19 protein-coding genes and 1 pseudogene are annotated in these 25,307 nt (G+C 58.8%); 11 read left to right on the top strand and 9 right to left on the bottom strand.

Translation table 11 applies throughout. The features are described 5' to 3' along the window. Nucleotides 1-18: 18 nt before the first annotated feature. Nucleotides 19-958 (top strand): IS630 family transposase gene (locus H3L94_RS13045; RefSeq protein ID WP_182121299.1). Its coding sequence is split into 2 segments (ribosomal slippage): nucleotides 19-351 and nucleotides 353-958, totalling 939 coding nucleotides; the frame shifts between segments, so codons are not numbered across the junction. 92 nt (nucleotides 959-1,050) lie between these two features. Here the strand turns inward: H3L94_RS13045 and H3L94_RS08490 are convergent. Together H3L94_RS08490 and H3L94_RS08495 are read right to left on the bottom strand one after the other, a co-directional pair. Further along, nucleotides 1,051-2,649, bottom strand: a complete 1,599-nt coding sequence (locus H3L94_RS08490) for a peptide chain release factor 3 (RefSeq protein ID WP_182123139.1) — start codon at nucleotides 2,647-2,649, stop codon at nucleotides 1,051-1,053. A 165-nt stretch (nucleotides 2,650-2,814) separates the two neighbouring features. Further along, nucleotides 2,815-3,312 carry a hypothetical protein gene (locus H3L94_RS08495; protein WP_182121662.1) on the bottom strand — a complete coding sequence of 166 codons (498 nt, stop codon included), beginning with the start codon at nucleotides 3,310-3,312 and terminating at the stop codon, nucleotides 2,815-2,817. 317 nt (nucleotides 3,313-3,629) lie between these two features. On the opposite strand from H3L94_RS08495, the gene argG reads away from it, so the two are divergent. Then, the gene (gene argG / locus H3L94_RS08500) at nucleotides 3,630-4,964 is read left to right on the top strand and encodes an argininosuccinate synthase (protein WP_182121663.1); all 1,335 of its coding nucleotides are present in this window, start codon (nucleotides 3,630-3,632) and stop codon (nucleotides 4,962-4,964) included. Between the two features lie 82 nt (nucleotides 4,965-5,046). On the opposite strand, the gene H3L94_RS08505 is transcribed toward argG, so the two are convergent. From H3L94_RS08505 to sstT (H3L94_RS08525), 5 genes are all read right to left on the bottom strand, one after another. Next, complete coding sequence (locus tag H3L94_RS08505; RefSeq protein ID WP_182121664.1) at nucleotides 5,047-5,544, bottom strand: hypothetical protein; 498 nt, start codon at nucleotides 5,542-5,544, stop codon at nucleotides 5,047-5,049. Nucleotides 5,545-5,595: 51 nt separating this feature from the next. Next, nucleotides 5,596-6,036 carry a hypothetical protein gene (locus tag H3L94_RS08510; RefSeq protein ID WP_182121665.1) on the bottom strand — a complete coding sequence of 147 codons (441 nt, stop codon included), beginning with the start codon at nucleotides 6,034-6,036 and terminating at the stop codon, nucleotides 5,596-5,598. A 361-nt stretch (nucleotides 6,037-6,397) separates the two neighbouring features. Continuing rightward, entirely contained in the window at nucleotides 6,398-8,260 is a 1,863-nt protein-coding gene (gene ilvD / locus H3L94_RS08515) for a dihydroxy-acid dehydratase (protein ID WP_182121666.1), read from the bottom strand. Nucleotides 8,261-8,377: 117 nt separating this feature from the next. Beyond that, the gene (locus H3L94_RS08520; RefSeq protein ID WP_009118835.1) at nucleotides 8,378-8,872 is read right to left on the bottom strand and encodes a low molecular weight protein-tyrosine-phosphatase; all 495 of its coding nucleotides are present in this window, start codon (nucleotides 8,870-8,872) and stop codon (nucleotides 8,378-8,380) included. A 131-nt stretch (nucleotides 8,873-9,003) separates the two neighbouring features. Continuing rightward, the gene (gene sstT, locus H3L94_RS08525; RefSeq protein WP_009118836.1) at nucleotides 9,004-10,233 is read right to left on the bottom strand and encodes a serine/threonine transporter SstT; all 1,230 of its coding nucleotides are present in this window, start codon (nucleotides 10,231-10,233) and stop codon (nucleotides 9,004-9,006) included. A 544-nt stretch (nucleotides 10,234-10,777) separates the two neighbouring features. On the opposite strand from sstT (H3L94_RS08525), the gene H3L94_RS08530 reads away from it, so the two are divergent. From H3L94_RS08530 to H3L94_RS12875, 6 genes and pseudogenes are all read left to right on the top strand, one after another. Beyond that, nucleotides 10,778-14,140 carry a TonB-dependent receptor domain-containing protein gene (locus H3L94_RS08530; RefSeq protein WP_182121667.1) on the top strand — a complete coding sequence of 1,121 codons (3,363 nt, stop codon included), beginning with the start codon at nucleotides 10,778-10,780 and terminating at the stop codon, nucleotides 14,138-14,140. 334 nt (nucleotides 14,141-14,474) lie between these two features. Continuing rightward, on the top strand, nucleotides 14,475-15,317 hold the full coding sequence (locus H3L94_RS08535) for a Slam-dependent surface lipoprotein (protein ID WP_182121668.1): 843 nt from the start codon (nucleotides 14,475-14,477) through the stop codon (nucleotides 15,315-15,317). A 102-nt stretch (nucleotides 15,318-15,419) separates the two neighbouring features. Then, entirely contained in the window at nucleotides 15,420-16,898 is a 1,479-nt protein-coding gene (locus H3L94_RS08540) for a surface lipoprotein assembly modifier (RefSeq protein WP_182121669.1), read from the top strand. Between the two features lie 166 nt (nucleotides 16,899-17,064). Beyond that, on the top strand, nucleotides 17,065-18,813 hold the full coding sequence (locus H3L94_RS08545; protein ID WP_182121670.1) for an ABC transporter ATP-binding protein/permease: 1,749 nt from the start codon (nucleotides 17,065-17,067) through the stop codon (nucleotides 18,811-18,813). Further along, nucleotides 18,806-20,503, top strand: coding sequence for an ABC transporter ATP-binding protein (locus H3L94_RS08550; protein WP_182121671.1), 1,698 nt, complete (start codon nucleotides 18,806-18,808; stop codon nucleotides 20,501-20,503). The genes H3L94_RS08545 and H3L94_RS08550 overlap by 8 nt, the downstream gene beginning before the upstream one ends. A 51-nt stretch (nucleotides 20,504-20,554) precedes the next feature. Then, nucleotides 20,555-20,751, top strand: a pseudogene (locus tag H3L94_RS12875) (hypothetical protein); the annotation flags it as partial. 86 nt (nucleotides 20,752-20,837) lie between these two features. Here H3L94_RS12875 and sstT (H3L94_RS08555) read toward each other — a convergent pair. Together sstT (H3L94_RS08555) and H3L94_RS12790 are read right to left on the bottom strand one after the other, a co-directional pair. Further along, nucleotides 20,838-22,109 carry a serine/threonine transporter SstT gene (sstT, locus tag H3L94_RS08555; RefSeq protein WP_182121672.1) on the bottom strand — a complete coding sequence of 424 codons (1,272 nt, stop codon included), beginning with the start codon at nucleotides 22,107-22,109 and terminating at the stop codon, nucleotides 20,838-20,840. Continuing rightward, complete coding sequence (locus tag H3L94_RS12790; RefSeq protein ID WP_280525468.1) at nucleotides 22,099-22,233, bottom strand: hypothetical protein; 135 nt, start codon at nucleotides 22,231-22,233, stop codon at nucleotides 22,099-22,101. Before H3L94_RS12790 ends, sstT (H3L94_RS08555) begins: the two co-directional genes overlap by 11 nt. Before the next feature lie 290 nt (nucleotides 22,234-22,523). Between H3L94_RS12790 and H3L94_RS08560 the strand changes: the two genes are divergently transcribed. The 3 genes from H3L94_RS08560 (at nucleotide 22,524) to H3L94_RS08570 (ending at nucleotide 25,254) form a co-directional block, all read left to right on the top strand. Beyond that, nucleotides 22,524-24,356, top strand: coding sequence for an autotransporter assembly complex protein TamA (locus H3L94_RS08560; RefSeq protein WP_182121673.1), 1,833 nt, complete (start codon nucleotides 22,524-22,526; stop codon nucleotides 24,354-24,356). A 138-nt stretch (nucleotides 24,357-24,494) separates the two neighbouring features. Continuing rightward, nucleotides 24,495-24,713 (top strand): helix-turn-helix transcriptional regulator, encoded by a 219-nt coding sequence (locus tag H3L94_RS08565; RefSeq protein ID WP_182121674.1) that lies wholly within the window; start codon nucleotides 24,495-24,497, stop codon nucleotides 24,711-24,713. Next, nucleotides 24,697-25,254 carry a hypothetical protein gene (locus H3L94_RS08570; RefSeq protein WP_182121675.1) on the top strand — a complete coding sequence of 186 codons (558 nt, stop codon included), beginning with the start codon at nucleotides 24,697-24,699 and terminating at the stop codon, nucleotides 25,252-25,254. The genes H3L94_RS08565 and H3L94_RS08570 overlap by 17 nt, the downstream gene beginning before the upstream one ends. The last annotated feature ends 53 nt before the right edge of the window (nucleotides 25,255-25,307 follow it).

Genomic DNA, 25,307 nt, shown 5'->3' on the forward strand with positions numbered 1-25,307 from the left:
TGGCAGCCGGAGCATGAGATGCGCGCCTATTCGCAAGACCTGCGAGATCGAGTACTGGGAGCGCTGGAGCGCGGAGAGCGCCCCAGCGCCATTGCCCGTCGTTATGAAGTCAGCCGCATGTGGGTATATCGGGTGCGTGATCGCTTCGAAAAAGAAGGCGAGCGCAGCAGCAGGCAGCAAGGCGGCAAGCGCATCTCCCGGCTGGCGCCAGTAGAGGGCATGATCCGCGACTGGATCAAGGCCGATCCCGATCTGACCTTGGTGCAAATGTGCGAGCGTTTGGGCGAGCATGGCATCAGCATCAAACCCTCGGCCTTGTGGCACCAGCTCAACAAATGGCGGCTGAGCTTCAAAAAAAACGCTGCACGCCAGCGAGCAGGAGCGTGAAGACGTGCAGCAGGCACGGGCGAGCTGGATACAGCAGCAGGCCCGGCTCGATGCCAGGCGCCTGGTATTTCTGGACGAGACCTGGAGCAGCACCTGCATGACGCCGCTGCGCGGGCGCGCCCCGCGCGGTCAACGCTGCGTGGCCAGCGCCCCGCATGGGCACTGGAAGACCAGCACCTTCATTGCCGCCTTGCGCTGTGATGCACTGACGGCCCCCATGGTGACCGATGGCCCCATCAATGGCGCCGTGTTTCTGGCGTGGGTCAAAACCTTTCGGTGCCCGACACTTCGCCCTGGCGACATCGTCATTGCCGACAACCTCTCCAGCCACAAAGTGGCGGGCGTGCGAGAAGCCATCGAAGGCGTGGGCGCCAGCATTCGCTATCTGCCGCCGTACTCGCCGGATTTGAACCCCATCGAGAAGCTGTTTGCCAAGTTCAAGGCGCTGCTGCGCAGGGCGGGCGAGCGCACGGTGGGTGCGCTGTGGCAGCGCATGGGGCAGCTGGTTGATTTGTTCTCGGCTCAAGAGTGTGCCAATTACTTCAAATCAGCTGGGTATGTAATGAATTAAATCGAAATTGCTCTAAACTTGGCACACAGAATAAAGGCTACCTGAAAGCGTTTCAGGTAGCCTTTATTGATGGGTTTGCCGTCTATCCGGCATCAATCGTTCAGATTCACCGAATGCTCGCGGGTTTCGTGGAACACAATATCCGGCCAGCGCTCCTGTGTGAGGTTCAGGTTCACGCGGTTGGGCGCCAGATAGGCCAGGTTGCCGCCGGCATCAATCGACAGATTGGCGGCATTGGCTTTTTCAAATTCGGCCAGTTTTTTCTTGTCCGGGCAAGACACCCAACGCGCCGACCAGATGGAAGCGCTGTCGAACACCGCATCCACGCCGTATTCGGCCGCCAAGCGCGACGTGACCACTTCAAACTGCAGCACGCCCACCGCGCCCAAAATCAAATCGCCGCCGCTGTGCGGCTTGAACACCTGCACCGCGCCTTCTTCGCCCAGCTGCTGCAAACCTTTTTGCAGCTGCTTCATTTTCAGCGGGTTTTTGATGCGCACGCTGCGGAACAGCTCGGGCGCAAAAAACGGGATGCCGGTAAACGCCAGCAGTTCGCCTTCTGAAAAGCTGTCGCCGATTTGGATGTTGCCGTGGTTGGGGATGCCGATGATGTCGCCGGCGTAGGCTTCTTCCACCAACTCGCGGTCGTGCGACATAAAGGTCACCACGCTGGAAGCGGCAATGTCGCGGTTGATGCGCAGATGCTTCATCTTCATGCCGCGCTCGAATTTGCCGGAACACACGCGCAAAAAGGCGATGCGGTCGCGGTGTTTCGGGTCCATATTGGCTTGGATTTTAAATACGAAACCGGAAAATTTCTCCTCCGCCGGCGCCACCATGCGCACGGTGGCGTCGCGCGGCTGCGGCGCCGGCGCCCAGTCAATCAGTGAATCGAGGATTTCGCGAATGCCGAAGTTGTTGATGGCGGAGCCGAAAAACACCGGCGTCAGTTCGCCGGCCAGAAATTCTTCCAGCACAAATTCATTCGATGCGGCCTGCACCAGCTCGATTTCGGCGCGCAGATTGTCCATTTCCAGCGGAAACAATTCGTCCAGCCGCGGATTGTCTATGCCCTGCACCACTTCAAACTCGTGCGGCAGTTTTTCGCCGCCCGCCTCAAACAAATACACCTCATCGTTGAGAATGTGGTACACGCCCTTGAAGTTTTTGCCCATGCCGATGGGCCAGGTGACCGGCGCGCAGCGGATTTTGAGGATGTTTTCCACTTCGTCCAGCAGTTCCAGCGAATCGCGCACCTCGCGGTCGTATTTGTTCATAAAGGTGACGATGGGCGTGTTGCGCAGGCGGCAGACGTTCAAGAGTTTGATGGTTTGCGCCTCCACACCCTTGGCCGCGTCGATCACCATCAGCGCGCTGTCCACCGCGGTGAGCACGCGGTAGGTGTCTTCGGAGAAGTCTTGGTGGCCGGGGGTGTCGAGCAGGTTCACGGTGTGGTCGTGATAATCGAACTGCATCACCGATGAGGCCACCGAAATGCCGCGCTGTTTCTCGATTTCCATCCAGTCGGAAGTGGCGAACTTGCCCGACTTTTTGCCCTTCACCGTGCCGGCGCTCTGAATCGCGCCCGAAAACAGCAGCAGCTTTTCGGTGAGCGTGGTTTTACCCGCGTCGGGGTGGGAAATAATGGCAAAAGTGCGGCGGCAGCGCACCTGTTCGGCAATAGACGACATAAACATCACCATGCGGCAATTCGGGAAACCGCGCATTTTAACAGATTTGCCGGCCGAAACGGCAGCCGCCGCAGCGCCCAAACCATCGGGCTACCTGAAAGCACGGCATGCACCTCCACGCTTTTCAGGTAGCCCGATTATCTTAGCTGCACGATGAATACCGCCTTATGCCGCTTCTTCCCCCTCCGCATACGGCAGCACCCACCAGCCCACCAACCAGGCCGCCGCCCCGCCGGCCACGGCCGGCAGAACATCGGGCGGGTCTTTCAGGCCGTAAAAATCGAACGGCATCCAGCCCGGCAGCGACATCACCGGCAGCTTAGACACGGAAAACAACCAATACGGCAGCAAAGCCGCGACAGCGGCGGCCAAAGCCGGCAGCAGCAGGCCGATCGGATGATGATGCAGGCGCGCCGACAGCGCCACCGCCGCCGCAGCCGGCCCGCAGGCAGCAAACCAAAGCGCGCCGTTCAAGACCATCAGCAGCGTAAACCACAGCGTTTTGGCCGACAGCAGCGTCATCAGCATCTGCGTCGGCGCTTCCCAGCCCTCGCTCCACAGCGCCAACAGCAAAGAGTACAGCACCCCGGCCAGCACGCCGGTGCACAAAACATAAGACCACGCCACACGGCGATACGGATAAGCAGTCGAAGAAGGAGGCATGTGTTCATCCGTCCTGAAAAAGTGATTCGGCCCGCGGCAGGCTGAGACCTTTGCAACCCCCCAGATGTGGATGCAGTTCAAGGCGTAGCAGCACAGCGAGCGCAGACATACCATGAAGATAGGCAAGCGAGCGAGCAGCGCACAACACAGAAATGCGCCGCAGATGGGGGTTTGCAAAGGTCTCAGGCTACCTGAAACCCCGTCAGCCGACAAGCCGGATACGCCGGCCGCCACGCCCCGACAGCGCTTTACTGCATCGGCAATTCAGAGAATAATACCGCCTTTTCCCTGCCACTTAATCCAAGCAAGAAACGTTTATGAGCACCATTCTGCAAAACCTGCCCGCCGGCCAGAAAGTCGGCATCGCCTTTTCCGGCGGCCTCGACACCTCCGCCGCCCTCCTGTGGATGAAGCTGAAAGGCGCCCTGCCCTACGCCTACACCGCCAACCTCGGCCAGCCCGACGAAGACGATTACGAGGCCATTCCGCGCAAAGCCAAAGAATACGGCGCCATCGAAGCCCGCCTGATCGACTGCCGCAGCCAGCTGGCCCACGAAGGCATTGCCGCCATCCAATGCGGCGCCTTCCACGTCACCACCGGCGGTGCCACCTATTTCAACACCACCCCGCTGGGCCGCGCCGTTACCGGCACCATGCTGGTTTCCGCCATGAAAGAAGACGACGTCAACATCTGGGGCGACGGCTCCACCTACAAAGGCAACGACATCGAACGCTTCTACCGCTACGGCCTCTTAACCAATCCCAGCCTGCGCATCTACAAACCCTGGCTCGACCAAACCTTTATCGACGAATTGGGCGGCCGTCAGGAAATGAGCGAATTTCTGATTGCCAACGGCTTCGACTACAAAATGTCGGTGGAAAAAGCCTACTCCACCGATTCCAATATGCTGGGCGCCACCCACGAAGCCAAAGATCTGGAATTCCTCAACAGCGGCATCAAAATCGTGAAACCCATCATGGGCGTGGCCTTCTGGGACGAAAACGTTGAAGTGAAAGCCGAAGAAGTGCGCGTACGTTTCGAAGAAGGCGTGCCCGTGGCGCTGAACGGCCGCACCTTCTCCGACCCCGTGGAACTGTTTTTGGAAGCCAACCGCATCGGCGGCCGCCACGGCTTGGGCATGAGCGATCAAATCGAAAACCGCATCATCGAAGCCAAATCGCGCGGCATCTACGAAGCCCCCGGCATGGCGCTGCTGCACATCGCCTACGAGCGCCTCTTAAGCGGCATCCACAACGAAGACACCATCGAGCAATACCGCATCAACGGCCTGCGCCTCGGCCGCCTGCTCTACCAAGGCCGCTGGTTCGACAGCCAAGCCCTGATGCTGCGCGAAACCGCCCAACGCTGGGTGGCCAGCGCCATCACCGGCGAAGTCACCCTCGAGCTGCGCCGCGGCAACGACTACTCGATTCTGAACACCGAATCGCCTAACCTCACCTACCAGCCCGAACGCTTGAGCATGGAGAAGGTCGAAAACGCCGCCTTTACCCCGGCCGACCGCATCGGCCAGCTGACCATGCGCAACCTCGACATCACCGACACCCGCGCCAAACTCGGCCTCTACGCCCAAAGCGGCCTGCTTTCCTTGGGCGAAGGTTCGGTACTGCCGCAGCTGAAGCATCAAGAATAAGGCAGCCGTGCAAATAAAGGCTACCTGAAAGCAGAAAGTCTGCTTTTCAGGTAGCCTGTTTCTATTTTTGCCCCAACGGCACCTACACCCGGTACAAATTCCCCGGCGGGCAACGCTTCCGAATGGCCCGCTCTATAGCCAAAGCCCCCATCCAGCCGGCTTGACGGATGCGGCGAACATCCAAACACACGGTTTGCGGCAACAGCGCCGTATGCCCCGGCGGGACGTATTGCAAATACACGCCGTGGCAGCTCCGCACGCCGCCCACCACCGTCAGCCATGCGTACTCCACCCTGCCCGAGCCATGCCCGTCGATGGCCCAAGACAGCGCATCCTCATCAAGACGGATGTATTCCCAGCCGCCGCGCGTGCGCCGACAAGAAGCGAACCACAACCGCCAAGCCGCGCCGCCGACAAAAGCAAATAAAGCTGCCGGCAGCAGAAACACGGCCCCGCCCGCCTCAAAAGACCGCAACGCCTGCCACAACAAAAGCAACACCACCAGCCACGGCAGCGCAATCAATACCAAGAGCCAAGGCGATTCCGCCCGAAAGCGCCATTCCAAAACCGGATGCCCCATTACCTGCTCCTCTGTCACACCCCGCTCCGGCTACCTGAAACCGGCGGCCGTTCAGTCCGCTCCCTGCACAGCTGTTCGCCACATTTCGCGGATATCCTGCTGCAAGGTGGGCGCATAGCGGCGGAAAATCCCAGCGGCGGTGCTGCGGTGGGCTTGGCAATAAGCGCGCACATCGGCTTCGGTGCGCCGTGCCGGGTCGTCCAGGGCAAAGGCGGGATGGCGGCGCCACTGTGCCTGCCACTGCGGGTGTTGCTCATCCATTTGCCCGCATTGCTGCCGCATCACGTGCATGCGCACCAAGCCCGCCGCCCGATAGGCTTGGGCCAATTCGCCGCTTTCGCACACTTCGCCCGCCGTCATCAGATGGGCGGTTTCATCCAGCCAGTTCAGACATTGCGCCGATACCGGCGCGGAGGCAGAGGCCGCAGCCGGGGTTTGCGCGGCGGCGGATGCGGCGGCCAACAAAGCGGCGGTCAACAATACAGAACGCATGATGCTCTCCTTATTTTGAGGTGGATGGATACGCCAAGGGGTTGGCGGCTGCCTTGAAGATATCAAAACTGCCTCTTGCGCCAAACCGTAGGTCGGATACTCGTATCCGACAAGGCATTTGCGGCTACCGGAAAGATTTTTCTTTATGCCGCATGGCTTATGGGTCGGATTCCAGCCGTAGCTTGGGTTAGGCCGCAGGCCGTCACCCAACAACAATCATTCCATACAATCAAGCTTTTGCCCATGTTGGGTTTGCGCTGCGCTCCAACCCAACCTACTCGGTTTGAGCATCCGGCTGACACCATAAAGGCTACCTGAAAAACGCGCAATCGGTTTTTCAGGTAGCCTGTTTGCTCTGTGCTTATCGGCGCTCCACCTGCGATACGTCGCGCACCGCGCCGGTGTCGGCGGAAGTGGTCATGGCGGCGTAGGCACGCAAGGCGGCGGAAACGTGGCGGTCGCGGTTTTCGGGCTTCCACGCTTTGGCTCCGCGCGCTTCCATTTCTTCGCGACGGTTGGCCAATTCTTCATCGGTAACAGCCAAGCGGATGCTGCGCTTGGGAATGTCGATTTCGATGGTGTCGCCTTCTTTCACCAAACCGATGGCACCGCCTTCCGCCGCTTCGGGCGAAACGTGGCCGATGCTCAAGCCGGAAGTGCCGCCTGAAAAACGGCCGTCGGTCAGCAGGGCGCAGGCTTTGCCCAAGCCTTTGGATTTCAGGTAGCTGGTGGGATAGAGCATTTCCTGCATGCCCGGGCCGCCTTTCGGGCCTTCGTAGCGGATGATCACGATGTCGCCCGCAACGATTTGGTTGTCCAAAATGCCTGCCACGGCGGCATCTTGGCTTTCAAACACGCGCGCGCGGCCGGTGAATGTGAGAATGCTGTCGTCCACACCGGCGGTTTTCACCACGCAGCCGCGTTCGGCGATGTTGCCGAACAGTACGGCCAAGCCGCCGTCTTGCGAGTAGGCATGGGCTTTACTGCGGATACAGCCGTTTTCGCGGTCGAGGTCGAGCGAAGGCCATTGTCGGTTTTGCGAAAAGGCTTCGGTGGTGCGCACGCCGCCCGGTGCGGCTTTGTAGCGCTGATGTGCGGTTTCGTTGGCGGGGTTGGTGATGTCCCATTTCGCCAGCGCGTCTTCCAAGGTTTTTTCGTGAACGGTGGAAACGTCGGTTTTCAGGCAGCCGGCGCGGTCGAGTTCGGCCAGAATACCCATCACACCGCCGGCGCGGTGTACGTCTTCCATGTGGTATTTCTGCGTGGCTGGGGCGACTTTGCACAAACACGGCACTTGGCGGCTGATGCGGTCGATGTCGGCCATTTTGAAATCCACTTGCGCTTCGCTAGCGGCAGCCAATAGATGCAGTACGGTGTTGGTGGAACCGCCCATCGCCACGTCCAAACTCATGGCGTTTTCAAACGCGGCTTTGGTGGCGATGCTGCGCGGCAATACGCTCTCGTCGTCTTGCTCGTAATAGCGTTTGGTAATGTCCACAATCAGACGGCCTGCTTCCAAAAACAGTTCTTTACGGCCTGCATGGGTGGCCAGCAGCGAGCCGTTGCCCGGCAGCGACAAGCCCAAGGCTTCGGTGAGGCAGTTCATTGAGTTGGCGGTAAACATGCCGGAGCAGGAGCCGCAGGTCGGGCAGGCGGAGCGCTCTACCGCCGCCACTTCTTCGTCGGACACTTCATCGTTGGCGGCATCCACCATCGCATCCACCAAATCCAGCTTGCGGGTATCGGTGATGTTGGCCACGCCGATCACCTTGCCCGCTTCCATCGGGCCGCCTGAAACGAACACGGTGGGAATGTTCAGGCGCATGGCGGCCATCAGCATGCCGGGGGTGATTTTGTCGCAGTTGGAAATGCACACCAGTGCGTCGGCACAATGTGCGTTCACCATGTATTCCACCGAATCGGCAATCAAATCGCGGCTGGGCAGGCTGTAGAGCATACCGCTGTGGCCCATGGCAATGCCGTCGTCCACCGCGATGGTGTTGAATTCTTTGGCTAAACCGCCCGCTTTTTCGATTTCGCGCGCCACAAGCTGCCCCATATTATGCAGATGCACATGGCCGGGCACGAATTGGGTGAACGAGTTGGCGATGGCGATAATCGGTTTGCCGAAATCTTCGTCGGCCACGCCGGTGGCACGCCATAAAGCGCGCGCGCCGGCCATATTGCGGCCGTGGGTGGAGGTTTTGGAGCGGTAGGCGGGCATGGTGTGTCTTCCTTCTGTATGCGGATATTTAAATTCAAAATCAACAGGCTACCTGAAAGGCTTTCAGGTAGCCTGATTCAAGCCGGCATATTCTAGCCGATTCCGCCGGCACTTTCACTACGGCCCAGCGGCCGCTTCACCTGACGGCGAACGCAGCGGCTGCCCCGCCGCCAGCCGCGCCAACAACACGCGGCAGCAGGCGGTGAGGATGTCGCGGGTTTGGTTGAAACGGCCGGTATACCAAGGGTCGGGCACATGGTCGTAAGCGGCATCGGCCAGCAGGTCGGTGATGAGGAAGATTTTCTGCGGATGGCGGCCGAACAGGCGCTCCAACTCGGCCAGATTGTCGGCATCCATGGCCAGCAGATAGTCGTAATCTTCAAAGTCGCTGCGGCGCACCTGGCGGCTGACAAAGCCGTTGCCGGCTATGCCTGCCGATTCCAATACTTCGGCGGTGCCGCAATGCATGCCTTCGCCGTCGTGCCAGCCGGAGGTGCCGGCGCTGGCGGTGAGCAAGGGAATACCCTGCTCGGCCGCCATCTTGCGGCAAAGGTATTCGGCCATCGGCGAGCGGCAGATATTGCCGAGGCAGACGAAGAGAATACGGGTCATGGAAATACTCCTGAATAAAAGGAAACCGGATACCGATTAAACATAAACCATCAGGTTAAACATAAACCATCAGGCTACCTGAAAGCGTTTCAGGTAGCCTGATTCGTGGCCGGAAGGCAAACGCCACCGGCTCAACGCCGGCGGGCCTGATCCACAGCGGCGGTAAACAGCACGTCGGTGGACGAATTCAAGGCCGTTTCGGCGGAATCCTGCACCACGCCGATGATGAAACCGACCGCCACCACCTGCATGGCAATGTCGTTTTCGATATTAAACAGGCTGCACGCCATCGGAATCAGCAGCAGCGAGCCGCCGGCCACGCCGGAAGCGCCGCAGGCGCCAAGCGAGGCCACCACGCTCAACAAGACCGCGGTCCAGAAATCGACTTCAATGCCCAAAGTGTGCACCGCCGCCAGCGTGAGCACGGTGATGGTAATGGCCGCACCGGCCATATTGATGGTGGCGCCCAGCGGAATCGACACCGAATAAGTGTCTTCATTGAGGCCGAGCTTTTTCGCCAAAGCCATGTTCACCGGGATATTGGCGGCGGAGGATCGGGTAAAGAAGGCCGTCATTCCGCTCTCGCGCAGGCAGGTGAACACCAGCGGATAAGGATTGCTGCGGGTTTGGGCAAACACAATCAAAGGGTTCACCACCAGCGCCACAAACAGCATGGCGCCCAGCAGCACCGCCAACAGGTGCACATAACGGCCGATGCCGCTGAAACCTTCCACGATAATGGTGGTCAGCACCAAACCGAAAATACCCAAGGGCGCGAAGCGGATCACCCAGCGCACCACCGTCGATACCGCAGCCGCCAAGTCGGCAATCAGCTCGCGGGTGCGCTCGCCGGCTTGGCGCAAAGCCGCGCCCAACACCAAGGCCCACGCCAAAATACCGATGTAGTTGGCATCGGCCAGGGCCTGTATCGGATTGGACACCAGCTTCATCAACAGATTGCGCATCACTTCGCCGATGCCGCCGGGTGCCTCGCGCGTGGCCGCTTCCACGCCGCTCAGGGTGAGCGTGGAGGGAAAAGCAAAGCTCGCACTCACGGCCACCAGCGCTGCGGCAAAAGTACCGAACAGATACAGCAACAGAATCGGCCGCATATTGGTGGCCGTGCCGCTGCGGCTTTGCGAAATGGCTGCCGTCACCAACACGAAAATCAGAATCGGCGCCACCGCTTTGAGCGCGCCCACAAACAGGCCGCCCAGAATCTGACCCAATTCGCCGACCGCACCGCCCATGCCGGTGTCGCGCGACAGCCAGCCCACCAGCACACCCAAAATCAGACCGATCACGATCTGCATCACCAAACCGATGCGGTCTAAAGCAGCCGCCCAATTTTGTTTTGCCATAGATGAATTCCCTAACCGAGAAACCGGTAAAAAAGTATGCGATTCTAACGGCAGATGGCAGGAACAGACATTTTTTTACCTATATCCCCCCGTTTCGGCGACACGATTGTGCGCAAAGCGACACACTCGGCCGATTTTGTGCCCGACTCTTTGATTTATATCAAATCTTATATGGGATCACACCCGCTTTCAGGTAGCCCGAGACCTCTGCCCGGCCCGCCGGATGTGTTTGCCTTTCCAAGCTTGAAATCTTTGCAAACCTGATCTCACTCAACCTCCGAAACCACAGCCCACGGTTTCGGAGATTTTCGTCTTGGCCATGAGGGAAGTTTGCAAAGGTCTCGGCTCTCCCCTGCCAAGCATCCACCCGCAAGACTCTTGCTGAGACAATAGAATCAACACCAAAGATTAATTTAGTATTGATAATGATTTTTATCCAATGATATTATTGCAATAATTTACACAAATTAATTATCCGTCCGCCCTCGTCGTACCTACTGCCGGGGGATTCACCAAAAAATCGAATTCTGAAAGGGGTTTTATTATGGCTGTACGCCGTTTTCCGCCTTGCTTGTCGCCCAAGCCCATCATTGTGGCGCTGGCCACCGCCTATTTGGCCATGCCCGCCTATGCGGCCGACAATACCGAAACAAAAGAGGAAACCCACCCGCCCGCCGCTTATTTGGACGCTGCTGCCGACGGTACCGAAGCAAGCAATGAAACCACCCTGCCCACCATTGTGGTGGAAGGCAGGCGCATTCCCAAAGACGAAATCGGCCACAGCCGCGTCTATACCCGCGACATCAGCAATGTCTATAAAGGCAGGCGGGAAATCGAAACCTATCGCGGCAACAGCGTTTCCGACCTGATCAGCGGCATGGTGGGCGTGCACAGCGGCGACTCGCGCAACAGCGGCGCCATCGACCCCAATATCCGCGGCGTGCAAGGCCAGGGGCGCATTCCGGTCACCGTGGACGGCACCGAGCAATCGATTACCGTTTGGCGCGGCTATGCCGGCGTCAACAACCGCAACTATGTGGACCCCAATATCATCAGCAGCGTGTATGTGGAAAAAGGCCCTTCGCTGAACCGCGAGGTCAGAAGCGGCATCGGCGGTGCCATGGCGATGAAAACCATTGATGCCGACGATATTGTGCCCGAAGGGCAAAAATACGGCCTGGAAGTGCGGGTGGAAACCGGCAACAACTCCATCGAACCCTTAAAAAACATCTACGGCAACAGCGTGGATTACCGCACCTTGAGCAGCCCGAATGATGTGACCGGCGGTATGTGGCGGCTGTATTTCGGCAAAGGCGACCGCCAAGCCCAGCGCTTTGACGGGCAAAACAAATTCTTCGGCGACAGAGCCTTCCGTATTGCCGCCGCCACCAAACAGGAAAATTTCGATGCCATGCTGGCCTATGCCTACCGCAACAAAGGCAATTATTTTTCCGGCAAAAACGGCGGCGAAGACTATGGCCAGGGCAAAGACCCGAATACGCCTTTGTCCCAGATCATGACCCAAAACCGCGACCCCTATATGCCGTGGATTGCCTTGCTGTATCACCCCGGCGGCGAAGTCACCAACACCTCGCTCAATACCCGCTCTTGGCTGGGCAAATTCACCCTCAGGCCGGCCGAAGGCCATACGCTGAAACTGGGCCTGCGCCATACCCATACCCGCTTTGGCGAAGTGATGCCTTCGCGCCTGGGCGTTACCCCCGATACTTTCGGCACCGTGCTGCAATGGCCGGAGGCCTGGGTCAAACAGCAGGCTTACAATCTGGATTGGCGCTGGAAACCGCAAGACAGCCGCTGGATAGACCTAAACGCCTCGCTGTGGACCACCCGCACCCGCTCCAAAACCAACTCCGCCGGCGGCGCGCCCGGTGATGTTTTGTATATCGATACCCAATTTAGCGGAGACCGTAATCAATATGACCAATTCATGAGTCTGTCCGTAGATGATTTCCGCAACATGGGCCTGGACCCGGCCGCCATGGGCATCGACATCCAAGACCCCAATTGGCGGGAAGTGCTGATAGAACGCCTGCGCGCCATGGGCGTGCCGGTGCCGAACAAACCCGATCCGGCCGATTATTTGAAAAATGTCGACAACCGTTTTAACACCATTGCCGGCGAGGCCTATCACGCCCAAAACAACCGTGTCGGCTTCCAGCTCTCCAACCGGATGAGGCTGCGCGACAATCTGGAATTAACCCTGATGGGCGATATCCAGTATGAAACCCTGAAGGGGCACAGCAATTTTGACGAGTTTTTCAACAATCCCAATAAAACCTTTAGCGACGGTTTGCAGGCTACCAATAACGGTTCAGACCCCATCAACTACAATACCCAAACCTATAATGTTGCCGCGCCGCGTTCCGGCAGGCGCCAGGAAGTCAATTTCGGTTTTAATTTCCGCTACCGCCCGTTTTCCTGGCTCACCATTGAAGCCGGCGCCCGCCAAAGCCGTTCTGAAGTGCGTGATGAGAACCTGCAATCGTTTATCAATAGGCTGAAAGAAGCCAATCCCAATTACAAACCGTCTATGACATTGGGGGAGCGGGTCAGATATGCTCAAATTGCTTCGCCTGAACAATTAGATTTATACAATCGGTTTAAACAACAGTGGGATCAGCATGGTAACGGCGCTTCGGATCTCGACCCTGAAGTAAAAGAATGGTTCGACCAAGGACTGCACAGAACTGTCACCGTACTGCGTCATAAAGAAACAGGCGAAGATTTATTTGTGGAAGGGGTTGATCGTTTATGGAAGCTCGATTCGTATGGCCGCTTGCATTATAAAGACCATCCCAATTTCTCAACGGATTGGGATGCACAAGCTGTAAATCCATTGGACGGCAGAACCGTTAGACGAATTTACCGTTGTGACAAGGATGAGTTTGAAGAACGTTACACAAACTATGGGGTTGAGTGCCCAAATGTAAAACCGGGAGGAGAAGTAACAACTGAAAAAGAATTAAATGATCAAGAGGTGGCTGAATTAAGCCGCCGCTATGGACGCAGCCGCTGGTTGCCCATGCTGGGCTTGACGGCGCAAATCGGCGACAGGGGCCGACTCTATGCCCGCTATGCTGAAACCGTACGCTTCCCCAGCATCTTCGAAGGCACAGTCGGCTTCAGCACCCAGCTTGATCTGTCGAAATACCGCACCCTGCAACCGGAGCGGGGCAAAAACTGGGAAGTGGGCTATGTGCATGACTTCACCGGCCTGCTGCCCCAAGCGCGCTATGCCGATATGCGTCTGGGCTATTTCCACAACACCACCCGTAATATCTACGACCGCGACGACAAATACATTATCCAGCAGTACGACAAACAAATCCGTACCGGCGTAGAATTTCAAAGCCGCGCCGATTTCGGCCGCATCTTTGCCGATTTGGCGGTAACCCGCAATCTGAAAAATCAGGTATGCGACGATGCAGTATGGCGCAGCGTGATTACCGGCGAAGAGCAGAGGCTGCGCTGCTTTAACGGCGGCATGGCCGAAAACGGCTACCTGCAGCATATGGTGGCACCACGCTGGTCGGTGGTGGCCAATCTGGGGGCGCGTTTCTGGGATGAAAAACTGGAAGTGGGCAGCCGCCTGACCTACCACAGCCGCGTTTACGACACCCGCGACAAAAGCGCCCGTGAAGACTGCTTTGCCCACTGGCCTGGCGACAAATCACATTGTGAACAACGTTTTGGCGGCGGCAGCGCAGTGCGCTGGCAGCCGGTGGCCTTGTGGGACGCCTATGTGCGCTACCGCATCAACAAGCATTTTAGCGCCGAATTGTCCGGCACCAATCTGACCAACCGCTATTACCTCGACCCGCTTTCCCGCTCGTTTATGCCCGGCCCCGGCCGCAGCATCCGCCTGGGCATTTCCGGCAAATGGTAAGCCAAGCCGGCGTTTTGAGGCTACCTGAAAGATTTCAGGTAGCCTCCGGTTTGAGACCCGCAGATTGACTTGGGCGGTACGCCGCAACCCAACAATCCATCCTCCGAAATAGAAGCGTTGGACTGGCGCTACGCCTTAACCCAAACTATAAGGCAACTACGTCCAGCCAAAAGATTTCCGACAGGCTCAGAATGTTCAACTTTCTTTATAATTAATAATAATTATTATTTACTTTTAAAATTGAATGATCTATACTGCGCTGCGGCAGCGTCGAAATGGCGTTGTCTAGGTAAATGCAATTTCCTTTTTTCTCTTTTCCATAAGGAGTAATGCCATGAAAGTGCAAGCAATCACCCTGTCTTTAGCCGCCCTGCTTGGCAGCAGTGCCGCCTTGGCCAACCCCGGTTTTGCCGGAGCGCCCGATCTCTATGCCAACATCCCCAATCCCTTGCCGCAAGGCCGCCATATCGATGTTGGCGCAACGGCAGACGGCAAAGCCGGTTTGGTGGTGTTTGACAAGACCCAAACCGGCAATACCGCCAACAATAAAATGGTGGCTTTGGACAAAATGGCCAGCATGGCCGGCCGCTGGTATGTCTCCAAAAATATCATGCATAAAGACAATCAAGGCGTGTATGTGGGCCGTATGTACAATATGACCGGTCTTTACAGCTGGATTCCGGGCATGCCCGACCACTCCAAGCTGGGCCGCATGTCGTTTGCCCAAGTGGGCAATAACGATGTGTGGTTTGGCGAATGGGCTGATGTGGCGGCGGGTGCGGCCAACGGCAGCGCCGGCAGCAACCGCACCGTGTTCTACAGCGGCGTGGGCAAAACCACCAATCTGCCCACCAGCGGCACCGCCACCTATACGGTTAAAGGCATTAACAACCATGTGGCACACAATACCGCAGTGCTGCAAGGCCAGCTGACCGCCGACTTTGGCAATAATCGCCTTAACGGCACCCTGTCGCGCAGTGATTTAAGCATTACCATTAATAATGCCACCATCAATACCGCCGATGCTTCGTTTAGCGGCGCAGCCAAGGCCAACGGCAGCATCAACGGCACCACCCAAGGCCATTTCTATGGCAACCAGGGTGCGGCGCTGGCCGGTATTGCCAAGTTTAATGGCAACAGCCAGCTGGATACCGCCTTTGGCGGCGCCAAGCAATAAGTCTTTGGCCGGGGCGGATGGCCCCGGTCGCAGCGTCCGGGCTGCCTGAAATTTCAGGCAGCCTGATATTTTGCCCGCCGGGCCTCTCCGAGAGAGTGTGTCATGCCTTTGTTTGTTTTCAAGCGTTGCTTGCCCGCCGTTTTGCTGCTCTTAACCGCCCTGCCCGCCCAAGCCAATCAAGATGATACTTTTTACCAATTACAACAGGGCATTAACGCGCAACAACAGCAACGCGAGCAGCAAACCGTGGGCGATGTTTCGCTGCCTTTGGCCACGGCGGCCACCGCGCCGGAAACGTTGATGCTGGCGCTATTGCAAGCCATCAATGCGCAACAGGCCGACGAAATCCGCCGCCTGCTGGCGCTGTACCGGCAACAACCCAACCATGAGGCCGACATGGTGCTGTTTGCCGAGGCCAATCTGGCCATTGCGGCCAACGATATGCCGCAGGCAATCGCGCTTTACCGGCAACTGTATGCGCGCAATCCGCAGTTTGCGCGCGCACGGCTGGATTTGGCGCGGCTGCTGTTTGTCGATAAGCAAAACCGCGAAGCCCGCGCCTTGTTTGAGGGCTTGGAAGTGCCCGGCCAGCCGGCGGTCAATCAGAAAATCGGCCAGTTTGTCGAGGCTTTAAACCAACGCGATGCCTGGCATGGCTCGCTGGCACTGGGGCCGGTATATGCCAGCAATCTGAACCAATCTTCGCAGCGCACCGTATGGCGGCCGCAACAACAATGCCAAACCGACCACAACGGCGTGCCGCTGGTGGGTGCCAATGGGCAGTTGCAATGCCACACCATCTTGCTGCCGGCCACCACGCCGGCAGCAGTAAATGCCGAGGGCTTGGGCTACGAATGGGCACTGAACCGCCAGCAGTCGCTACACGGCCACTATGCCCTGCGTTTGCAAGCCCACGGTTTTGGCCGCTGGTATCGCGGTCACAGCGAGCACAACGAACACCATCTGTCCGTCAGCCCGGCCTATGTGTATCAAAACCGGCAACACAGCCTCAGCATCGGCCCGGCGTTTCAGGTAGCCGTGGCCGGCAAACATGTGCAGCACAGCAGCAGCGGCCTGCAACTCAACTGGGGGCGCGAAATCGGCCGCAACGGCTTTGCCAGCCTATATGCCGAACGCCGCCACGACCGCTATCGCGCCGAAGAACACCGGCATTTCAACGGCCCGCAAACCCTGGCCATGCTGCATGGCGCCGCCGTCCTGCCCAATAACTGGCTGCTGTTTGGCGGTTACGATTATTTGGACAAACGCAGCCGCGAGGCGGTAGATTCTTACCGCCGCCACGGCCTGCGCTTGGGCGTGAGCAAAACTTGGGGGCAACACCTGGAAACCACTTTGCAAGCCAGCCTGCGCCGCAGCAGCTACCGCGCCGAGCACGCTTGGCTGCAAACCCGCCGCCGCGACACCACGCAAACCTACCAGCTGGACATCAAACCGGCACGGCCGCTTTGGCCGGGGTTTAGCCCGGTGTTGTCGCTCAAGCACACACGCAACCGCAGCAGTTCTTGGGTAAACGACTACCGAAGCCACGAGGCCATGTTGAAGCTGAACTATGCGTTTTAACTGCCGGCAGCAGACGTAGGTCGGATACTTGTATCCGACAAAATGATTACTATCACGGAAATGTTCAATCATTGTGATGATGCATAAATGTCGGATTCGAGAATCCGACCTACGTCTCTGTACCGACGGCTATAGATGATGGACTTTTATCGGGGGAATCCCACTGATGAAACTGGATAAACGATTATTGAATCTGGTGCCGGAATGCCGGCGCTGGATTTATCTGACCGTAGCCTGCAACTGGCTGGGTTTGCTGGCCGCCATGGTTTCGGCGCTGGCGGCGGCCTATTTGTTGCAGGCGGCACAGCAGAGCCGCTGGCAAACCGGCGATGCGGTTTGGCTGCTACTGTGTCTGATAGCCGCACTGCTGCTGCGTGCGTTCAGCGGGCAGCGGGCGGTGCATTACAGCTATCTGGCCAGCCATCAAATCAAACACCGCCTGCGCCTGCTGCTTTACCACAAACTGATTCGGCTGTACGGGCGCAGCGAACCACCGCCGGCTACGGCAGCCACCATCCAGTCGGCGGCCGAGGGGGTGGAGCAGCTGGAGGTGTTTTTCGGCCGCTATGTGCCGCAGTTTTATTACAGCCTGCTGGCGCCGCTGACGCTGTTTGCGCTCTTGGTGTGGTTCAACTGGCCGGCGGCGCTCACGCTGCTGTTGTGCGTGCCGCTGATTCCGCTGTCGATTGCGGCGGTCAACATCACCGCCAAAAAGCTGTTTCGCCGCTACTGGGGCGAATACACCCATTTGGGCAGCCGCTTTCTCGACAATTTGCAGGGTTTGCCCACGCTGAAGGTGTTTCAAGACGACGGCCATCAAGCGGCGCTGATGCATCAGGATGCGCAGCGTTTCCGCCAAATCACCATGCGGGTGCTGCTGATGCAGCTCAATTCGGTGTCATTAATGGATATTCTGGCCTATGGTGGCGCGGCGGCGGGCATCGGGGTGGCACTGTGGCAGTTTCAGGCCGGGCAGATGAGTTTGGCGGCGCTGATTGCCTTTCTGATTTTGGCGGTGGAGTTCTTCCTGCCGCTGCGCCTCTTGGGTTCGTATTTCCATGTGGCGATGACCGGCTTGAGCGCCTCAGACCAGATTTTCAGCCTGCTCGACAGCCCGGAAGCGCCGCAAACAACAACAACTGCACGCTTGCAGCCGCCCTTGTCGTTTCGTACCGAGAATTTGAACTTTGCCTATGCCGACGGCCCGCCGGTGCTCGAAAACGTGAATATCAGCGCGCAGCCGGGCGAGCTGACGGTGCTGGTGGGCCCCAGCGGCAGCGGCAAATCAACGGTGCTATCGCTGCTGGCCGGTTTGCAAACCGCACCGCCGCAAACGGTGTATCTCAACGGCCGGCCGCTGGATGATTGGAACCGCGACGATGTGCATCAACGGGTGTGTTGGGTGGGCCACCACAGCCATGTGTTTTCAGGTAGCCTGCGCGACAATTTGCTGATGGTCTGCCCCGAAGCCGACGATGCGGCGCTGTATGCGGCGCTGGCCTCGGTGAATCTCGACGGCTTTGTGCGCGCCAACGGCGGCTTGGAGATGATGCTGCTCGATCAGGGGCGCAATCTCTCCGGCGGTCAGGTGCAAAGGTTGGCGTTGGCGCGGGCGTTGCTTTACGACGCCGATGCCTATTTGCTGGATGAAGCCGCCAGCAATATCGACATCGACAGCGAACAGCTGATTTTGCAGACCTTTGCCCGCCTGAAGCGGCATAAAACGCTGGTGATGGTGTCGCACCGCCTCAGCGCCGCCGTTCAAGCCGACCGGGTGTATGTGTTCGACCGCGGCCGGCTAGTTGAGCAGGGCATACATGACGAACTGCTGCGGCAAAACGGTTTGTATGCGCAGCTGTTCCGGCAACAACAGGCTTTGGAAGCCGTTTACCGCCAAGGAGCGTACCATGAGTAAATCTGCATCGGGCTGGCGCACGGTTGGCGCCCTGCTGCGTCTGGTCGGGCCGCTGACCCCGGCTTTGCTGCTGACCGTGCTGCTCGGTTGGGCTGGCTTCATGGCCTTGTGGGCGCTGATGTTGTCGGCCTGTATGGGCGTGCTCTTGCTGCTGGGCGAAGCGCCGCCGTGGTCGCCGTCGCTGGCCGGTGTGTTCGGCCTGCTGGCCGGCTGCGCGTTGCTGCGCGGGGTGTTGCGCTACGGCGAACAGTTGGGCGGGCATTATGTGGCCTTCAAGCTGTTGGCGCTGCTGCGCAACCATATCTTCGACGCCCTGCGCCGCCAGGCTTTCCAAAAACTCAACCGCCACGATGCCGGCCAGTTGGTGAGCGTGATCACCACCGATGTGGAGCTGATCGAGGTGTTTTACGCCCACACCATCGCACCGATTCTGATTGCACTGCTCTCGGCGCTAACCTTTAGCGTGTTTCTGGCGCAAATCGCCTGGCCGCTGGCTGTGCTGGCCCTGCTGGTGTACACCGCCTTGGCCTATTGGCTGCCACGGCGGCTGGCACGGGGCAAGCAGGCGCTCAGCCGCGAATATCGTGCACAAATGGGGGCGCTGTCGGCGTTTTTCCTCGATACCGTGCGCGGCATGCGCGAGGTGGTGGTATTCGGCCTGCGCGACACGCGTTTGCAGGCGCTGGAGCAACACAGCCGGCAACTGGACGCTTCTTTCCGCCGCGCCAAAGGGCATGAGGCGGCGGTGCGCGGTTATACCGAAGCACTGCTGGCCGGAGGCAATCTGCTGATGCTGGCGCTGGCGCTGTATTTGTTGGCCGTTGGGAAAATTGGCTTTGGCGGCGCACTGGCGGCGGTGATTACCCTATTGGCCAGTTACGGCCCGTTTGTGGCCTTGAGCAATCTGTCTGCCGGTCTGCCGCAAACCCTGGCCGCCGCCGAACGGGTGTTGGCGCTGCTGGCCGAACCGGCGGCGGTGGAGGAGGTGCGCAACCAAACCGATTTAAGCGAAGTAAAAACATTGGAAGCGAACGGGGTGGGCTTTGATTATGAACGCCAAGCGGTGTTGCACGATGTCAGCTTTCATGCGCATCGAGGCGAAATCATCGGCATACACGGCGCCAGCGGCAGCGGCAAGTCCACGCTGTTGCAGCTGCTGCTTCGTGCGTTTGATCCGCATAACGGCAGCATCCGCCTCAACGGCTGCGATTTGCGCCACATCAATACCAACAGCCTGCGCCAACATATGGTGTATCTGAGCCAGCACACCTATTTGTTCCATTGCTCGGTATACGAAAACATTGTGATGGCCCGGCGCGGCGCCAGTCGCGACGAGGTGGAGGCGGCAGCAAAAATGGCCAATATCCACGAGCGGATTATGGCCCTGCCGCAAGGCTACGATACGATGGTGCCGGAACACGGCGGCTTGTTTTCCGACGGCGAAAAACAACGTCTCAGCCTGGCGCGCGCCTTTTTGCACGATGCTTCGGTATGGCTGCTGGACGAACCCACCAGCAATCTGGACAGCCTCAACGAAGCGCTGATACTGCAAACCCTGCTGCGCTTGAAGGCCGACAAAATCGTGATTTTGGTCAGCCACCGCCTGTCCACTTTGGGCATTTGCGACCGGGTGCTGCATTTGCAGCAAGGGCATATCTCTCCCCGTCAAGCGGATAAAGGGTGCCAATAAACTGAAGATCAATGAATCGCAAGCAATGGCTTACAGAAAACAGATGTGTAGATAAATCAGGCTGAAACCTTTGCAAACCGCCATCTGCGGCGCATTTCTGCGTTGTGCGTTTATGCCCTAGAGGTACTGCTCGTTCACTTGCCTGTCTGTATGATATGTCTGTCCAGGGATTCCTGGCGTTCACGTTCACTGCACTGCTACGCCTTGAACTGCACCCACACCTGGAGGTTTTGCAAAGGTCTCGGTCTGCCCGCCCGCCGGGAACAGGCAAAAAACAGGGCAGGAAACGGCTGCCCAGCCCTTCCTGCCCCATCGGCCGTTTCCCTTACGCCGGTTATAAAACCTGTTGCACCGGCTCGGCGGCCAGCTGCGGACGCTGTTGGTAAGACGGGTCGGCCGCCGCGGTAAACACCACATCGGTGGAGGAGTTCAACATCGTGCCGCACGGATCTTGCACCACCATAATGATCAGGCCCACCGCCACCATCTGCATGGCCACATCGTGATCGATATTGAACAGGCTGCACGCCATCGGCACCAGCGGGAGCGCGCCGCCCGGTACGCCGGATGCCCCGCAGGCACCCACCACCGCCACCAACACCAGCAGGAAGGCGGTCAGAAAGTCCACCGGAATGCCCAATGTGTGCACCGCCGCCAGCGTGAGGACGGTAATCGTAATCGACGCGCCTTCCATATTCATGGTCGCCCCCAGCGGAATCGACACCGAATAGGTCTCCTCATCCAAGCCCAGCTTTTTGCACAAAGCCAGATTCACCGGAATATTGGCCACCGAACTGCGCACAAAAAAGGCAATCAAGCCGCTTTCTTTCAGGCAGGTCCACACCAAAGGATAAGGATTGCGGCGGATTTTCACCCACACAATCAGCGGATTCACCACCAAAGCGGTAAACACCATCGCTCCCACAATCACCGCCAAAACATGCAGATACGCCCCCAGGCTCTCCAAACCGGTGTTCAATACCGTGGTCAGCACCAAACCGAAGATGCCCAGCGGTGCCAAGCGGATGATCCAGCGCACCACGCGCGACACCGCCTCCGCCGCATCGGCCAGCATATTGCGGGTGGCTTCGCCGGCATGGCGCAAAGCCAAGCCGATCAACACCGCCCACAACAAAATGCCCACATAATTCGCTTCCGCCAGCGCCTGCACCGGATTGACCGCCAGTTTGCCCGCCAAATTGCGCAACACCTCGCCCACACCGGAAGGCACCGGCCGGCTGGCGGCTTCCACCCCGCTTAGGGGCACAAAAGACGGAAACAGAAAGCTGGCGCTCACCGCCACCAAAGCGGCCAACAGCATGCCCGCCACATACAGCACCAACACCGGACGGATACCGCTGCCGCTGCCCGTGCGGTGGCGGGCCAAAGCCGCCGCCACCAACACAAACACCAACACCGGCGCCACCGCCTTGAGCGCACCCACAAACAGCATGCCGAGCAAATCGCCCGCCACCGACAAATGCGCCCCCCAAGCCGCTCCGCGCGCAGGCAAAGCCAACACCACTGCGGCCAGCAAGGCCAAAGCCACTTGGCCGCCCAGCCCCAATCGCTGGCCCAAACGGCCCCATCTGAAATCAGTCATCATCACTCCTTATCCAAGCGTTATCCTGCCCGCCGGCACCGCGGCCGCCCGGCATGTGCGCATCGCGGCACGCCAAACGGCCCTTTTTCGAATATCTTTCGGCAAACACGGGCAGGGGCGGCATCATAAACACCGCCGCCGCCGGTTCAAAATACCGTTTTGCGCTGTCGATAGAAGCCACCGTTATATGAGGCGGCAGGCTACCTGAAAACCGGCTTTGCCCACCCGCCCGCCGAGAAGCAAGTTTATGTAAAACCGCCGTTTCCCTGCCGGATGCAAGACGCCGAAACCTTCAAAACAACGCCTGAAAATGCTAATATTCGCGCCCTTTGGCCCGCACCGAATCCGCCGGTATGCCCGGCCGCCCGTCGCCCCTGAGCCACCCTAATCTTTATCTTGCCCGCCCACACCGAATTCATGAAGATCCGCCCGCTTCACGCCGCCGTTCTCTCCGTCCTGCTGGCCGGCCTGGCCGCCCATGCCGAGCCGACACCCGCCGGCGATGCGCCCGCCGAAGCCGCCGCTCAAGCGGCGGCCGACATTCCCTCACCCGACACCCCGGCCGAGCGGCTGCCCTTTCCCATCGAAATCGACGCCCCCGAGGATATCGCCGCCATGCTGCGCGAACACCTGTCGCTGATTACCCGCCAAACCGAGCCGGAAGCCGACATCGACCGCGAGCAGATGCAGTTTTTGGCCGAAGAAGCGCCCGACGAAGTGAAACAGATGGTGCGCTCACAAGGCTATTTCCGCGCCGAGATTCAGGTAGCCCCCAAAAGCAGCGGCTGGCTGGTGAGCGTACGCCCCGGTCCGCGCACCACCATTGACGACGTGGAAGTCTCCATCGTCGGCGGCGTGTTGCAGGAAAGCGATCTGGCCGCCTACTACAAACGCGCCATGGCCAACTGGTCGCTGCCCATCGACGACCCCTTCGTCAACAGCGAATGGAGCAGCAGCAAAGACGCCGTGCTCTCCGCGGTGCGCCGCCACAAATACCCGCTGGCCACCCTCAGCGAAAGCCGCGCCACCATCAACCCCGAAACCAGCAAAGCCGTGCTGTCGGTAAGCGTGGACAGCAAACAGCCGGTGTATTTCGGCGACATTCACATCCAAGGCAACGAGCGCTATCCCGAATCCGTCATCACCGGCCTGGCCCAATTCAAAGCAGGCGAGCCCTACGACTTCGACAAAGTGCTCGACTACCAGCAGGCCTTGGAACAAGACAGCCATTACAGCCGCGCCCAAGTGGAAGTGGACTTTGCCAAAATGGTGGAAAACCGCGTGCCGCTGGTGGTGTCGGTCACCGAAGTACCGCGCCAGAAGGTTGACCTCGGCCTGCGCTACGACTCGGCCGACGGCCCCGGCATCCGCCTGGGTTACGAACACTACAATGTGTTTACCCGCGGCTATGTGTTTTCCGCCGCCGCCGACATCGGCCGTTACGAAAAAACCGCCGGCATCGGCCTGAGCCAACCGCGCAACAGCAACGGCCACTACTGGACCGCCAGCCTCAACTACGACAGCTCCACCACCCAAAAGCTGGATAAAGAAACCGCCCAAGCCGGCATTTGGCGCGTGCGCGACCGCAACGGCATCGAATCGCGCATCGGCCTCGAATACATTACCGAATCCCGCCGCATCACGGGCGGGCAAGATTTCGGCCGCAGCAACGCCCTGATGCTCACCGCTTCCTGGCGCCGCCAAAACATCGAAACCCTGCTGCGGCCCGAAAACGGCTACTATCTCGAAGGCAAAGTCGGCACCACCTTGGGCACCCTGCTCTCTTCCGCCAGCACCCAACGCGTTTACGGCCGCGCCGGCTACTATTTCACTCCGGAAAACAAAAACATCGGCACCTTCATCGCCCGCGGCGAATTGGGCTACACCCGCTCCGGCCAAGACAAATCCGTGCCCTCCGTGCTGATGTACCGCACCGGCGGCGCCACCAGCGTGCGCGGTTACGAACTCGACAGCATCGGCCTCAACGGCCCCAACGGCTCGGTGCTGCCCGACCGCGTATTGGGCGTGGTGAGCTTGGAATACCAACGCCCGATCAGCAAAAACTTCTCGCTGGCCGTGTTCCACGACATGGGCGCCGTCAACCACGACTTCGCCCACCTCAACTGGCGGCACGGCAGCGGCCTGGGAGTGCGCTGGTTCAGCCCCATCGCCCCCTTCTCCTTCGACATCGCCTACGGCCACCACGACCGCAAACTGCGCTGGCACATCAGCCTAGGCACCCGTTTTTAAACCACCGGCCTGTTCAGGTAGCCTGGCGCACCGTCGTCGGGCTACCTGAAAACGCAACAGAAATGTCATCTATATTTGACAATATCCCAATACCTCCGCAAAATGTCGCCTATATTTGACAACCCCGGCGCCAAACCCGTGAACAGAGTCAAGCAATACCGCCGGGCCAAAGGCTTATCCCAACAAGCGTTGGCCCACGCCGTCGGCGTTTCGCGGCAAACCGTGAATATGGTGGAAAACCAAGGCTACAACCCCAGCCTGTCGCTGTGCATCCGCCTGGCACAGGTGCTGGATACCGACCTGAACGCCCTGTTTTGGCCCGACAACGGAGACACTCCCGATGCAAAGGCAAACTGAATCCTCCCGCTTGTTTAAGCTGTTCCGCCTCTATAACGGAGACGGCCTAGACGAACGCCAACGCCAGCTCTTGCACGAACAGGCCGCCCGCTGTCTGTCGCATCTGTTCGGCTTTATTCTGCTCTTCATGCCCGTCTATGTAATTGGCAACCTCTTGGGTTGGCAGGCCTTCACCGATTTCTCAACCAGTATGGTTGTTCCCGCCCTGTTTTATTACATTACTTGGTTTATGTGGCGCACACCGGTGAATGAAGCGCTGTTCGACCCCGATGCGTGGACGGCGGAGAAACTGCCGCAACATCTGGCTACAGCCCGCCAATCCGCCCTGCTCTCGGCGCTGGCGATGCCCGCTATCGGCCTGCTGGCGCTTTACATGCTGCATGACGGCTTTGTACCGCTCACTTTTTTACTGATTCTCGCCACCATTGCCGCTTGGGCCATTTATGCCGGCTTGTACGACAGCGAAAAAAAAGACATCGCAGCCAATATGCAGCGTGCGGAAGCATACCGCCGCCAAGCCGAAGCCGAAGAACACGCCTAAATCAAACCGCCTGCACCGTTTTCCATGCTTCAGCAAAGATGCAGGCTACCTGA

Origin of the sequence: Neisseria shayeganii (assembly GCF_014054965.1) — a bacterium.
Taxonomy (GTDB): domain Bacteria; phylum Pseudomonadota; class Gammaproteobacteria; order Burkholderiales; family Neisseriaceae; genus Eikenella; species Eikenella shayeganii.

Excerpts from the sequence above, each read along its gene's own strand:
- H3L94_RS08490 (WP_182123139.1), bottom strand. The coding sequence starts at position 2,649 with ATGTCGTCTATTGCCGAACAGGTGCGCTGCCGCCGCACTTTTGCCATT.
- H3L94_RS08495 (WP_182121662.1), bottom strand. The coding sequence starts at position 3,312 with ATGCCTCCTTCTTCGACTGCTTATCCGTATCGCCGTGTGGCGTGGTCT.
- argG (WP_182121663.1), top strand. The coding sequence starts at position 3,630 with ATGAGCACCATTCTGCAAAACCTGCCCGCCGGCCAGAAAGTCGGCATC.
- H3L94_RS08505 (WP_182121664.1), bottom strand. The coding sequence starts at position 5,544 with ATGGGGCATCCGGTTTTGGAATGGCGCTTTCGGGCGGAATCGCCTTGG.
- H3L94_RS08510 (WP_182121665.1), bottom strand. The coding sequence starts at position 6,036 with ATGCGTTCTGTATTGTTGACCGCCGCTTTGTTGGCCGCCGCATCCGCC.
- ilvD (WP_182121666.1), bottom strand. The coding sequence starts at position 8,260 with ATGCCCGCCTACCGCTCCAAAACCTCCACCCACGGCCGCAATATGGCC.
- H3L94_RS08520 (WP_009118835.1), bottom strand. The coding sequence starts at position 8,872 with ATGACCCGTATTCTCTTCGTCTGCCTCGGCAATATCTGCCGCTCGCCG.
- sstT (WP_009118836.1), bottom strand. The coding sequence starts at position 10,233 with ATGGCAAAACAAAATTGGGCGGCTGCTTTAGACCGCATCGGTTTGGTG.
- H3L94_RS08530 (WP_182121667.1), top strand. The coding sequence starts at position 10,778 with ATGGCTGTACGCCGTTTTCCGCCTTGCTTGTCGCCCAAGCCCATCATT.
- H3L94_RS08535 (WP_182121668.1), top strand. The coding sequence starts at position 14,475 with ATGAAAGTGCAAGCAATCACCCTGTCTTTAGCCGCCCTGCTTGGCAGC.
- H3L94_RS08540 (WP_182121669.1), top strand. The coding sequence starts at position 15,420 with ATGCCTTTGTTTGTTTTCAAGCGTTGCTTGCCCGCCGTTTTGCTGCTC.
- H3L94_RS08545 (WP_182121670.1), top strand. The coding sequence starts at position 17,065 with ATGAAACTGGATAAACGATTATTGAATCTGGTGCCGGAATGCCGGCGC.
- H3L94_RS08550 (WP_182121671.1), top strand. The coding sequence starts at position 18,806 with ATGAGTAAATCTGCATCGGGCTGGCGCACGGTTGGCGCCCTGCTGCGT.
- sstT (WP_182121672.1), bottom strand. The coding sequence starts at position 22,109 with ATGATGACTGATTTCAGATGGGGCCGTTTGGGCCAGCGATTGGGGCTG.
- H3L94_RS12790 (WP_280525468.1), bottom strand. The coding sequence starts at position 22,233 with ATGATGCCGCCCCTGCCCGTGTTTGCCGAAAGATATTCGAAAAAGGGC.
- H3L94_RS08560 (WP_182121673.1), top strand. The coding sequence starts at position 22,524 with ATGAAGATCCGCCCGCTTCACGCCGCCGTTCTCTCCGTCCTGCTGGCC.
- H3L94_RS08570 (WP_182121675.1), top strand. The coding sequence starts at position 24,697 with ATGCAAAGGCAAACTGAATCCTCCCGCTTGTTTAAGCTGTTCCGCCTC.